Source organism: Aerococcus sp. 1KP-2016, assembly GCF_002252085.1.
Classification (GTDB): domain Bacteria; phylum Bacillota; class Bacilli; order Lactobacillales; family Aerococcaceae; genus Aerococcus.
Map to the genome: position 1 here is coordinate 1 of NZ_NEEY01000050.1, position 12,812 is coordinate 12,812.

13 protein-coding genes are annotated in these 12,812 nt (G+C 41.4%); 6 read left to right on the forward strand and 7 right to left on the reverse strand.

Translation table 11 applies throughout. From position 1 onward, the window contains the following. Window positions 1-368 precede the first annotated feature (368 nt). From trpA to B9P78_RS08020, 6 genes are all read right to left on the reverse strand, one after another. Window positions 369-1,160 carry a tryptophan synthase subunit alpha gene (gene trpA / locus B9P78_RS07995; RefSeq protein ID WP_094518954.1) on the reverse strand — a complete coding sequence of 264 codons (792 nt, stop codon included), beginning with the start codon at window positions 1,158-1,160 and terminating at the stop codon, window positions 369-371. Beyond that, the gene (gene trpB / locus B9P78_RS08000) at window positions 1,153-2,334 is read right to left on the reverse strand and encodes a tryptophan synthase subunit beta (RefSeq protein ID WP_094518955.1); all 1,182 of its coding nucleotides are present in this window, start codon (window positions 2,332-2,334) and stop codon (window positions 1,153-1,155) included. Before trpB ends, trpA begins: the two co-directional genes overlap by 8 nt. After that, on the reverse strand, window positions 2,331-2,948 hold the full coding sequence (locus B9P78_RS08005) for a phosphoribosylanthranilate isomerase (protein WP_094518956.1): 618 nt from the start codon (window positions 2,946-2,948) through the stop codon (window positions 2,331-2,333). The genes trpB and B9P78_RS08005 overlap by 4 nt, the downstream gene beginning before the upstream one ends. Beyond that, on the reverse strand, window positions 2,941-3,657 hold the full coding sequence (gene trpC / locus B9P78_RS08010; protein WP_369824383.1) for an indole-3-glycerol phosphate synthase TrpC: 717 nt from the start codon (window positions 3,655-3,657) through the stop codon (window positions 2,941-2,943). The genes B9P78_RS08005 and trpC overlap by 8 nt, the downstream gene beginning before the upstream one ends. Before the next feature lie 73 nt (window positions 3,658-3,730). Continuing rightward, window positions 3,731-4,786, reverse strand: coding sequence for an anthranilate phosphoribosyltransferase (gene trpD / locus B9P78_RS08015; protein ID WP_094518964.1), 1,056 nt, complete (start codon window positions 4,784-4,786; stop codon window positions 3,731-3,733). Between the two features lie 934 nt (window positions 4,787-5,720). Next, window positions 5,721-6,608 (reverse strand): nuclease-related domain-containing protein, encoded by an 888-nt coding sequence (locus B9P78_RS08020; protein WP_094518957.1) that lies wholly within the window; start codon window positions 6,606-6,608, stop codon window positions 5,721-5,723. Between the two features lie 132 nt (window positions 6,609-6,740). Here B9P78_RS08020 and B9P78_RS08025 point away from each other — a divergent pair, with 132 nt between their 5' ends. The 4 genes from B9P78_RS08025 (at window position 6,741) to B9P78_RS08040 (ending at window position 10,467) form a co-directional block, all read left to right on the forward strand. Beyond that, window positions 6,741-7,688: a nucleoside hydrolase gene (locus B9P78_RS08025; protein WP_094518958.1), complete on the forward strand. Its 948-nt coding sequence runs from the start codon at window positions 6,741-6,743 to the stop codon at window positions 7,686-7,688. A gap of 121 nt (window positions 7,689-7,809) precedes the next feature. After that, on the forward strand, window positions 7,810-8,331 hold the full coding sequence (locus B9P78_RS08030; protein WP_094518959.1) for a methylated-DNA--[protein]-cysteine S-methyltransferase: 522 nt from the start codon (window positions 7,810-7,812) through the stop codon (window positions 8,329-8,331). A 16-nt stretch (window positions 8,332-8,347) separates the two neighbouring features. Continuing rightward, window positions 8,348-8,995, forward strand: a complete 648-nt coding sequence (locus B9P78_RS08035) for an endonuclease III domain-containing protein (RefSeq protein ID WP_094518960.1) — start codon at window positions 8,348-8,350, stop codon at window positions 8,993-8,995. A 215-nt stretch (window positions 8,996-9,210) separates the two neighbouring features. After that, window positions 9,211-10,467 carry an ISL3 family transposase gene (locus tag B9P78_RS08040; RefSeq protein WP_255377094.1) on the forward strand — a complete coding sequence of 419 codons (1,257 nt, stop codon included), beginning with the start codon at window positions 9,211-9,213 and terminating at the stop codon, window positions 10,465-10,467. Window positions 10,468-10,517: 50 nt separating this feature from the next. On the opposite strand, the gene B9P78_RS08045 is transcribed toward B9P78_RS08040, so the two are convergent. Then, complete coding sequence (locus B9P78_RS08045; RefSeq protein ID WP_094518962.1) at window positions 10,518-11,660, reverse strand: RNA-guided endonuclease TnpB family protein; 1,143 nt, start codon at window positions 11,658-11,660, stop codon at window positions 10,518-10,520. A gap of 100 nt (window positions 11,661-11,760) precedes the next feature. Here B9P78_RS08045 and tnpA point away from each other — a divergent pair, with 100 nt between their 5' ends. Both tnpA and B9P78_RS08055 read left to right on the forward strand, forming a co-directional pair. Further along, window positions 11,761-12,183 carry an IS200/IS605 family transposase gene (gene tnpA, locus B9P78_RS08050; protein WP_094518963.1) on the forward strand — a complete coding sequence of 141 codons (423 nt, stop codon included), beginning with the start codon at window positions 11,761-11,763 and terminating at the stop codon, window positions 12,181-12,183. A 192-nt stretch (window positions 12,184-12,375) separates the two neighbouring features. Beyond that, window positions 12,376-12,693 (forward strand): hypothetical protein, encoded by a 318-nt coding sequence (locus tag B9P78_RS08055; RefSeq protein WP_199445764.1) that lies wholly within the window; start codon window positions 12,376-12,378, stop codon window positions 12,691-12,693. Window positions 12,694-12,812 lie beyond the last annotated feature (119 nt).

Genomic DNA, 12,812 nt, shown 5'->3' on the forward strand with positions numbered 1-12,812 from the left:
CTACATTGATCACTTTATAGTTTATATTTTAAATGAGCATAGCGCGGAAGCATTGGTATCGTATTGAAGAAATAATTATGGGACTTCATATTTGATATTTTGGCTAATTATTCTAATATGGAAATTCATATTAGAAAATAACCGTGTTTTTTCAAGAATGGAATGCCATATTTTATAGCTTTTTAGGTGACATTAAATATGGAATCTTGTATTTGAAAAATTGAAGGAATATTCTAGTATGAAGAGCTTTATTTGAAAAGTAGCGCTTTTTTTCAAATATGAAATCCTATATTAGAATATTTGGTCATATTTTCAAGAATGAGTCTCCCATACTTGAATCCAACCACCGACTACCAACCATTACATGTTTACCCAACCCCATGCACGCTATCGGCCATGGCCTTGACGAAATCATACACTGGCTCAGGAGCACCCACACCTTCAGCGGCCACAATATTAACGATAGCCGAGCCAACGATGGCGCCGTCCGCGATGGCTGCCATGCCCGCAGCTTGCGAAGGAGTAGCAATACCAAAACCGATTGCGCAAGGAACGTCGGTGACCCGACGTATCTGAGCGACGATGCTATCGATGTTGGTTTCAAACTTGTCGTTGGACCGCACGCCGGTTACCCCAAGAGATGAAACCACATAGATGAAGCCTTGCGCCTCGCGCGCTATTTTAGCGATACGATCTTCAGACGAGGGGGCGATCATGGAAATAAAATCGACGCCATTCCCAGCGCAAGCGTCGGCCAGCAAGCCTTTCTCTTCAAAAGGCACGTCAGGTACGATGACGCCGTCCACACCAACCGCATTACAGTGTGCCATGAATTTTTCAACGCCATATACAAAAACAGGATTCACGTAGGTCATGAATACCAATGGAATAGTGACGCCATCGTCTTTGCGCAATTCAGCGACCATAGCAAAAACTTGGTCGACGTTGATGTCATTTCGCAAGGCGCGTTCGCTGGCTGCTTGAATGGTTGGACCTTCAGCGACTGGGTCGGAGAAGGGGATACCAATTTCAATCAAATCCGCGCCGGCTGCTACCATCTTCAAAATTGTCGCCTTGGTCACGTCCAAAGTCGGATCGCCAGCCGTAATGTAGGGGATGAAGGCTTTCCCGGCCGTAAATGCGTCACTAATTTTACTCATGTAAGTCAACTCCTTTGTGGCGGGCGATGGCCGCAACATCCTTGTCGCCGCGCCCTGATAGACAAATGACAATAATCTGGTCGGGATCCATGTCGCCCGCAATCTTTTTCGCATGGGCCACAGCATGGGCACTCTCAATGGCTGGAATAATGCCTTCTGTCCGAGATAAATATTCGAACGCGTCAACAGCTTCGTCGTCAGTCACCGACACGTATTCAGCGCGCTGAATGTCATGCAAATAGGCATGTTCGGGACCAATACCGGGGTAATCGAGACCTGCCGAAATCGAATAAACCGGCGCAATTTGCCCGTAATTATCTTGAACGAAATAGGATTTCATGCCGTGAAAAATACCTGGCGTGCCCACAGCGATGGTTGCTGCAGTATCCTTGGTATGTACCCCGCGACCAGCAGCCTCACAACCCACCAACCGGACACCTTCATCCTTGATGAAATCATAGAACATACCAATGGCGTTGGAACCGCCACCCACGCAGGCCATGACAACATCAGGCAACTTGCCTTCAACAGCTAAAATTTGTGCCCGCGCTTCTTCGCCAATGACTTTTTGGAAATCGCGCACCATGGTTGGGAAAGGATTTGGCCCCATCACAGAACCAATCACGTAATGGGTATCTTCAAAACTAGACGCCCAGTCCTTCATGGCCTCATTCACCGCATCTTTCAGTGTCCGTGTGCCTGACGTGACCGCTACAACACGCGTGCCTAAAAGTTCCATGCGGTAGACGTTCAGTGCTTGGCGAATGGTGTCTTCTTCACCCATGTACACCACGCAATCCATGTCTAGCAAGGCTGCCACAGTCGCCGTCGCCACGCCGTGTTGGCCAGCCCCAGTTTCTGCAATCAATCTCGTTTTACCCATTTTTTTCGCTAAAAGGGCTTGTCCCAGCACGTTATTAATTTTGTGGGCGCCGGTGTGATTCAAGTCCTCGCGCTTCAAATAAATCTTGGCGCCACCGAGATCGCGCGTCATCTTCTCAGCGTAATATAAAAGGGAAGGGCGACCAGCGTAATTAGCCAATAGGTCATTTAATTCGCGGTTAAAATCTGCCTCATCCTTGTAAAATGTATAAGCTTCCTCTAATTCTTGCACGGCATTCATCAAAGTTTCGGGAATAAATTGCCCACCGTGGTTACCAAAATAATTTGTCATTGCTTGTCTGCCTCCTGAATTCTTGCCATTAAGCTGCGTATTTTCGTCGCGTCCTTCACACCATCTGTCTCAACCCCGCTGGAGATATCCACCGCATAGGGTCCAACCGTCTCGATTGCTATCTGAATATTATCTGGATTCAAGCCCCCTGCTAGGAAATAGGGCCGGTCGACCGCAGTCAGATAGTCCCAGTTGAACTGTTGACCCGTCCCGCCTTGCATGCCCTTACTGTAGGCATCGAAAAGCAGCATATCCGCCGTCGTATCAACATTTACATCGCTTTGACTAGCCACGCGCACCGCCTGAATAATCGGCACATCGCCAATCATTTGCTGAGTTTCTTCTATATAAATAGCATCCTCATGCCCGTGCAGTTGGACCACTTGAATGATACCCGCGTCCACAATCTCTTTGATGAAAAGGGGGTATGCGTCCACGAACACACCCACCGCCGGAATCGACGGATCCAGTGCCTGACGCAAGACTTCCGCCTCGTCAACCGCTACTTGCCTTTTGCTTGGCGCGAAGATGAAGCCTGCATAATCTGGTTTCACCTCATTTAATATTGCCACATCTTCTAACCGCCGGATGCCACACAGTTTGACTTTAGTCATAGGCGATACCTCTAAGTTCTGCCAATTTGCGTGGTTTGTCAGGTGCCAACATCATGGTTTCGCCAATTAAAATCCCATCCACATGACCGTCCTCTAATACCGCCACATCCGCTCGCTCTTTAATTCCGCTTTCTGCGATGAACAAAATATCTTCTGGCACACGGTTGCGCATGCCAACTGAATTGGAGCGTTTCACTTTGAAGGTCTTCAAATCGCGGTTATTGACACCAATTAAACGAGGGGAGATTACCGTTAAGGCGCGGTTTAATTCGTCAACCGAGTGGACTTCAACCAGGGCAGATAAACCCAAATCTTGGGCTATTTGGAAATATTCACTGAGCTGTTTGTCATCCAAAATAGCAACAATCAACAAGACTGCATCAGCCCCAATGACTTTGGCTTCGTAAATTTGATAGGGGTCAATCACAAAATCTTTGCGTAAAATTGGTAGGTCAACTTCAGCACGAATATCTGTTAAGTATTGATTAGATCCTTGGAAAAAGTCAGGCTCTGTCAAGACAGATAGGGCATTCGCACCGGCATTTTTATATTGACGGGCAATTTGTAGATAGTCAAAATCTTCTGAAATTAACCCTTTTGATGGTGAAGCTTTTTTCACTTCGCAAATAAAGCCAATGCCATCCTTAGCCAAAGCTTTTTCAAAAGAAAAAGCATTCTTGATAGGTTTTGCTAAGGCACGATTTTTCATCTCTCTAAAGGCACTTCAGCTTTGGCCTGTGCCACACGAATTTCTGTTGATACAACAATTTTGTCTAATATCATTATTTCACCTCATTTGAAAAATCTTTGAATGCTTGGAATTTGGCTAGGGCAGCGCCTGAATCAATTAAATCAGCAGCTTCTTGAATCCCTTGGGCAATACTAATATCGTCTTTAGCAAGATAAATGGCTAAGCCGGCATTGCATAAGACGGTATCACGTTTAGGTCCTTGCACACCGGACAGGATATCCAAAGTGATTTGGGCATTGACTTCAGGCGTATCACCCGTTAAGTCTGACTTGTCGCAAAGGTCGAAACCATAATCTCTGGGGTCAAAGGTAAAGTGAGTAATTTTGCCATGGCGAATTTCCGCTACTTCACTCGTTGTGGTTAAGGTAATTTCATCAAGGCCGTCATTACCCCCGAAGACCATACCTTTTTCAATGCCTAGATTATCAAGCACTTGAGCAAGTGGGTCGACAAGCGCAACGTCATAAACGCCTAGCATTTGCATAGAGGCATTAGCCGGATTGGCTAGGGGACCAAGCACATTAAAAATGGTGCGGGCAGCTAGTTGTTTGCGGGCTGGTGCTGCGTATTTCATAGCAGGATGGTATTTTTGCGAATACATAAAGCACATATCCATGTCAGCAAGCATCTTTTCACTTTGAAGATTGGATAATTCAATGTCAACGCCAAGGGCTTCAAGCACATCCGCCGAACCAGATTTACTAGAAGAAGAGCGGTTACCATGCTTGGCCACTGGAATCCCAGCCGCTGCAATCACAAAGGAAGAGGTGGTTGAAATGTTAAAAGTAAAAGCCTTATCCCCACCAGTACCAACAATATCTAAGGCCTTCACCTTGCTAGCTACCGTTTGGGCATGATCACGCATGACCATAGCTGACGCAGTGATTTCCTCGACCGTTTCCCCTTTCATACGCAGGGCAGTCAAGTAAGCAGCAATTTGCGCATCGGTTGCCTGACCCGTGATGATTTCTTCCATGATGCCAGTCGCAGTTGGCAAATCTAAATCTTGGCCCTCGAACAATAATGAGATACCCGCCTTGATTTTATCCCCTGAAACTGTTGGTAAAGTTGTTGTTGCGTTCGTCATTTTATCCATCCTCTCTAATCCTTTAGTAAAAATAAGCTACAAAAAAGGCCCTTGCCCCTATATAAAGGGACAAGAGCCTGTACTCCTGCGATACCACCCAAATTGACATAAAATGCCCACTCGTTTCACATACTATCATATGTGCCCAGTTGATAACGGATAGGGATTCCCGTCAGCGCCTACTATCATTTCAGGCTGCCCTCACAAGTCCATTCAAGAAACATCTGCTGCCGTAATCCCATCACCTACGACTTTCTGAAAAACAGATTCATTATTTCCCTACTACTCTTGATTATCGGTTTCGCGTGTATAACACGAAGTTTTTCATCGATTTCTAATATATATCTCATTATAGTGGTCATATTTCTAATGTCAAGGGTGGATTTAAAATATTGAAATGGTAAGCCGAATTGTGGACCTGATTTAGAGGTGTAGTGAGTGGCTTATTTTGGGAAAATAGGCCACTAACTAATCAAAAACGTGACTTATATATGCTAATAAGTCACACCAACATAAATGCGTGACTTATCCAACAAAATAGGCCACTAACCAATCAAAACCGTGACTTATAAAGCGCAATAAGTCACACATCCCAATGCGTGTGACTTATTCGAGCAAATAGGCCATTCACAAACCCAATATGTGACTTATTTAAGACAAATAAGTCACAATCAAAAAGCAGTAAAATGCCAAATTAACCAAACTTCGTCAATGTTTAATAATTTAAATGAGAAGAGGGCCTCAGCCCTCTTCATAATTCAAAAATAATAACACGTGCAAGGGGTAAAATCCCATCAACAAAGGTATTTTGTACAATTTCCAGCAATGGTAACTTGAGAAATATAGGTGTCAATTTAAAAGAAAAGTTCCTATTTGAAGTACCAAAATGAAAAGAGGGCCTCAGCCCTCTTCATAATCCAAATACTTTATAAAATTACGAATGCGTATGATTTATATTCATCTTGGTTAGCACGCGATAAATAGAGCGTTTAGAAATATTTCGATCACACAATCCATATAACCTAGCTCCAGTCACCGCATTTTCGTCCCCATAAAATAAAATCCGCAACTGGTCGGCCATCCGCATAACAGCCGCATCTTTGCGCTCAATAGCACCACACGCATTACAAATCACAGTCTTGTGTCGAAAGTTCACATCAAAACGATCACAAGCATGGCAATTAATCCCTTTTGTTAATCTTAACCACTGGTCTCGACTAATGGGCTTCGGCAAGAAAGGATTCTCCACCCGATGCTTATTCAAAACCCCATCAATTTGTCGTAAATATGAATCAGCCATTTTTTGCCTGTCACTACGTTTCAAGCGCGCGAAATAGCCTTTCAGTTGATGTCGCAATTTGATCTGAAAATCAAAGGCATAATCTGATTGAATATCAATTTCAGCGTTTTCGTGAATGAACACCATCAAACCTTCTACAGTTACATTTGGATGGAAAGAGTGGGCAATATGACGAATTTTCTTTACCCGTAAATCCATGCTAGACAAGTAATTATCATCCATAAGTCGCCCATTTAAGTAGCATTCGTTATCCTTATATTCGAACATGCCGTCATAATGCTTGACCTCAACCACCAGCCACCGGTCCGAAGTAATCACCAGAAAATCTACCTGCATGCGTTTGCCGTAATGAAACCAGTAATCCCCATATATCGTCCAATTTGTATGACCATATCGCTTTATAAATGTTAAAAAGGATTCTTCACCAAGCATACCGCTTGATAGATTGTGATGAGACCCCAGTTCTTGACCAGTCCGTAGCTTCAGTAAATTCAACTGCACTAATTCATAGTTCGTATGCATTTATGTCACCCCTCAAGTAATGTATACGTAAAAAATAGCCAAAACTGCTTACCAAAATGCAAATATTTTTTTCCGCACAATTCGACCGATAAATGGTAAAATGTTCTTAAATACATTAGGAGGCAACATGACATGCGTAGAGTGATTATTGATACAGATACAGCAGGGGACGACACAACTGCTATTTTAACAGCATTAAAATACTTCAAGGTGGAGGGCATCACAATTGCGGGTGGGAACGTGCAATTCGACGATCAAGTGCGCAATGCCCTATACACCATCGAATTATTCAATCCGGACTACAAAGTACCAGTTTACAAGGGATACGAAGAGCCAATTGATGCCTTATTAAGCGAAAAACATGAAACAGTAGAAAATATTCATGGCAATGCGGGAATGGGCAACTTGGTGATTACTGAACCAATCCAAAAACCCGAAACTCAACATGCGGTTGACTATCTAGTGGACGTCATTAATGCCAATCCAGGCGAACTTGAGATCATCGCCATCGCGCCATTAACGAACATTGCTATGGCCTTGAAGAAAGATCCATCAATTGCCACAAAAGTGAAACACTTGTGGATTATGGGTGGCATCAACAACTCACTAGGTAATATCAACGTATCCGCTGAATACAATTTTTACGTTGATCCCTTAGCTGCGAAAATGGTATTCGACTCAGGTTTGCCAATTACTATGATTGGCTGGGATATGACCCTAGCATATGGCGTTATGGACGACGCAGAAATCAAGGAAATCGAAGCCTTGAATACGAAGGGGTCTAAATTCTACATGGATGTCAATGGCTTTGTCCGCGAAGCCAACAAGTCAGAACACCTATTTGACGGCATCACACATCCTGACTCACTAGCCGTCGCAATTGCTGCTAACGAGGCAATCATGACCCAAGCAAATGAATACTTCGTTGACGTTGAAACCAAAGGGGAAATCACGCGCGGTCACAACATCGTCGACCTAACCCACCAACTAGGTAAGCAACCCAACGCTAGAGTTTGTGAAGTCGTTGACCATGAAGCATTCAAACAAGTCATGTTAGAAGTTTTTGGTGGCATTCAATAAAAATCTTTTTGCCCGTTACAGCACAAGTTGACTTGGCCTGTAGCGGGCTTTTTGATTTCATGGGCAGATCAATCATTTTTTGTTATAATCATCCTATTAGAAAGCCTAAAGGAGTACATACATGTTATATAAAACAAGCTACGATTCACCCATTGGTCCCATCATTATGTTGGCTAACGACCATGGCCTATTAGGGGCATGGTACGAGAACCAAGAACACTTTGCGGGCACTTTTGATTTAGATAAGGTGCAAACACTAGAGAATACTGCTGACCAAGCTATTTTACAAGAAGCCAGTGATTGGTTTGATGCATATTTTACTGGTCAAAACCCTAGTGTGAAAAACTTGCCCTTAATGCCACAAGGAACTGCCTTCCAGCAAGAGGTCTGGGCCGAACTAATTAAAGTGGGCTACGGTGAGACCATCTCCTACCAAGAACTTGCCGACCGAGTTGCAGCTCGTCAGTCTAAAGGACGTGGCTCAGCCCGTGCCGTTGGTAGTGCAGTTGGCCGCAACCCAATCTCTATCATGATTCCTTGCCACCGCGTCATTGCAACTAACGGCGATTTAACCGGCTACGCAGGCGGAATCGACAAGAAAATCACCTTACTCAAAATTGAAGGCATACCACCCAAAATCTAGAAAGCGAGCGCAATTCATGGCGACCAAAATCACAGCAGATCAAATAAGACATATATACCATCACTTTAAAGCAAATCAGGTCCATCCAGGTAAATGGCCGGCTGAAAACCCAGTGGAATTGATGCTAGGTGCCATCCTCGTTCAAAATACCACCTGGACCAATGTCCAAAAGACCTTGAATAACTTGCGACCAGTTACTGGTTTTGATGCGGAAAAAATATTGGCCTTGTCAACCGAAGAATTACAGGAACTCATTCGCCCATCAGGTTTCTTTAAAAATAAATCAAAAGCCATTCAATCAAGTCTGCAATGGTTTCAAGACCAAAACTGGGATTTCGATGCGATTGCCACACGATACGGGCATCACCTACGCAATGAATTATTGAAACTCCATGGCGTGGGGCAAGAAACCGCCGACGTCTACTTAGTTTTTATATTCCACCAAGTTCATTTTGTTGCCGACGCCTATGCGAGACGCTTATTCGGTTATCTAACGGGCACCGAATTTAAAACTTATCAAGACTTAAGAAAAGTTGTCGAAATACCGGATGATTTTACCGCTCAAGATGCAGAAGACTTGCATGGCTATATTGATGACTTCGGAAAATTACATAAAAAGCCGGAAGACTTTGACCAATCGATTTTTGGTGGTTTCGACTTATAACAAAAACACCGGTTCTATAATAAATAGTGTTGGTGAGATTTCATGTTAAATCTCATTGACACTATTTTTGTGTACGCAAAAAGGACATGATATCCTTAATTCATGTAAACCACGACGAATACAGAAAGAAGGAAAAATCATGTCCCATACATCCATTATAAAACAACTTTGCGGTATTTTTGGACAATAATATTGATATTACAATACCAAAATCTATGCGCTTGGTACCACTTGAAAAGTATCATGAAATAAATCATTTCGTTTTATATGGGGTTCTTACATACAAGCCCAAGGCTTGTATGCACTGTGGTGTAAAGAATACTGGTAATCAAGATATCATTAAACATGGCTTTAAACCAGCTATCATTCGATTACCGAACACGCCTACTAATCCTGTTTTACTTAAATTACAAAAGCAACGTTTTTATTGTAAACACTGTGCGCAAACTTTTATCGCTGAAACGCCATTAGTTGAAAAATATTGCTGTATTTCAAAAGCCATTAAAAGCCAAATTAGCTCCGAATTGGTTGAAACACAATCTATGCGGTTAATCGCTAAACGTTATCATGTCTCTTCTCCAACAGTGGCCAGAACTTTAATGAAAGCAAGTAAGGGACTATCACCTAAGGGAAATTATCTTCCGAATCACCTCGGTGTAGATGAATTTAAATCGACTAGTCGTATAGCGAATGCGATGAGTGCTGTCCTTGTAGACACGCATAATAGAAGGCTAATTGATATTATCGTTGATAGCAAACAAGCGTCGCTCATCGATTACTTTGCTTCCTTTACCTGGGCTGCTCGAAGCAGTGTGAAGACAGTTTCGATTGATTTATATACACCTTATCTAGAGGTCATTCGCACATGTTTCCCTAATGCAAAGATTGTTATTGATCGATTCCATATAGTGAAATTACTGAACGAAACAATTAATTCGCATCGTATTAAAGTCATGAATGCTATCAAAACAAGCCGTCCATCGGACTATAAAAAACTCAAAAAACACTGGAAGTTGTTGTTAAAGAATGCTGAAGATTTAAATTTCACGGATACACATTATGTTCGTCAATTTGGTGAAGCAATATCAGAACAACGTATTGTTGATTATCTTTTGAGTATCTCATACGAACTTTTAGTTACTTATACCCTGATGAATGAACTAAAATATGCTATTTCAACTCATGATATCAATATTTTCAATGAAATCTTACATGGGACTAAGAACCAAACTTTGCCAAGTCGTACGAGAAGAACTATCAGAACATTAGCCAAATTCTTGCCTTATATACATAACGCCTTAAAATATACTGTACCAAATGGTCCTACCGAAGGTATTAATAATAAGATTAAATTAATTAAACGAACAGGTTTTGGATATTCGTTTGCTTTGAAATTATTTACCAACACCATTTGTGAAAGAACCAAAATTTTACACATGAACTACAACGCCATTAAAATGGCGTGTTTCTAGGAACACTCATGACTTGTTCCACTTATTTCAAAGCAAAACAGCGGTCTAAGCTATTTAACTAAGGCCTGTTCCAGGCCAATATTCAATATATTTTTAGCTGCGTTGATATCTCTATCGTGATGCATATTACACTTCATACAAGTCCAATGACGTATATTTAACGCTTTTTTACCGCTATCATACCCGCAATTAGAACATTTCTGGGATGTCTTGTACGGATTAATAGCCACAAATGTCTTATCGTACATTTCGCACTTTGCCTCTAGGATTGTTCTAAACATCCGCCAGGATTCGCCAGCGATTGAACGGGCTAATTGATGATTTTTCATCATATTAGTCGTCTTTAAATCCTCTAGAACAATAACGTCATAACTTTTAACCATATCGGTTGTGATTTTATGAATGTAATCCTTGCGGATGTTTTTGATACGTTGATGAATACGGGCCACTTGGCGCTTGGCTTGCTGGTAGTTTTTCGCATCCACTAAATTCACACCGTTCTTTTTGGCTTGTAAACGTCTACGGGCCATTCGCTTTTCCCAATAATGTAATTGCTTCTTATAAGACAAATGTAGTCGCTGACTTTGATATTTTTGACCATCAGACGTAATAGCTAAATCACTTACACCTAAATCGACACCGACTACATTTCCTGTTTTGGGCATTGCTTGATTATCGCTTGTGACCAAAAGGGAGATATAGTAGTCGCCACTAGGTGTATATTTTACGGTGACAGATTTTATGCGTTCATTCTCAATATGAAGCACACTTGACTTACATTTTATCCAACCTAATTTGGGTAATTTGATATACCGCTGATTATCATTAAAACGAATGTTGTTGCCACGTATGGTACTTAAATACGACTGTCTGGTGTTCTTCTTTGATTTGAATTTTGGGTATCTTGAATAACCTTTAAAAAAACGAACAAAAGTTTCGGATAAGCGTTTAACACTACATTGAACAGCTACGCTATCAACTTCACGCAACCAGGGATATTCCTTCTTCATTTGTGGAATAAGAGAGGATAACGCATTATAAGATAGCATTTGAAGGTCAGGATTGTTTTCGTACCGCGCATTCAACATGGCCAACATTTCGTTCCAGATGAATCGGGTATGACCAAAGGTCATATGAATTAACTGACGCTGTTTTTCGTTAGGATAGATTTTACACTCAATTCCTTGATACATGTTTTCACCCCCTTGCGTTTATAGATATATTATACCATACGTATGACTGTTGTTTATATCGATAACAATTGCTATAATGTAGTTGAAGAGGTGTTTACATATGATTGTGAAAACAAGGACAAATGTCTATGATTTTAATTTCCATTTGGTTTGGGTAACAAAGTACCGTAAAGAAATATTTACAACCATTGAAAAACAAAACGCCATGCAAGATATATTGACGCATATTTGTGATGAACACGATATTGTCATCCAATCGCCCCAAGTTATGCCTGACCATATCCATATGTTGATTTCGTTCAACCCTAAACATGCCGCAAGTAGTATCGTCAAAACACTTAAAGGGAAATCTGCACGTCTATGGTTCAAAGCATATCCAGAAACGAAAGCAATGTTATGGGGTGGCCATTTATGGACACCTAGTTATTTCATGGCAACAGTAGGCAGTATGTCTAAAGAAACGGTCAAAAAGTATATAGAAAATCAATTAACGGAATACAATGACGGTCGCCCTAGAACTTGATTCATCCATGTAATGAATTACACGGTTTTCTCAAGGGGCGACTTTAAATAAAAGCTAGCTCAAAATTTAGATAGCTTTTTTCTTTCATACGGTCTATTTATTTTTCTTTCGAAGCCGTATTGTCGATGTAATTAACGAATATATTGTATTATGGTAGAGTTAAAAGATTACTTATTTCAAAAGGAGAATTGGATGATAAATATTATACAAGCAGTTGGTTCAATCGGGACATTTATCACGGCAATGTTATATCTCATTTCGGTAATGGTAGAAGTCAAACGAATTAAAATTTCTTTTATCCCATTCTTGGCTTTCGATCAAATTATTATGGAAGAAGAAGGAAAAAATTTAAAATTAAGAAATCTAACAGAAACTGATTCCGACTATGTAAATACTGCTTTTAAACTACAAAATTTAGGCGGGGGAACTGCTAAAAATATAGATATAAAAGTCTATTTAAATGAAAACGAAGTTATACAAGAAAAACACCTTAATATTTTATCTATATAAGTTGAATAAAAGTTTTACCCTACAGCCTCACACAGAGACGGTCAATCACCTTCTTCCGCTCCCCATCGATCCAACGGAGGAAGCCGCGGACGGCCAGGATAATCTTCTGGACGCTCGGA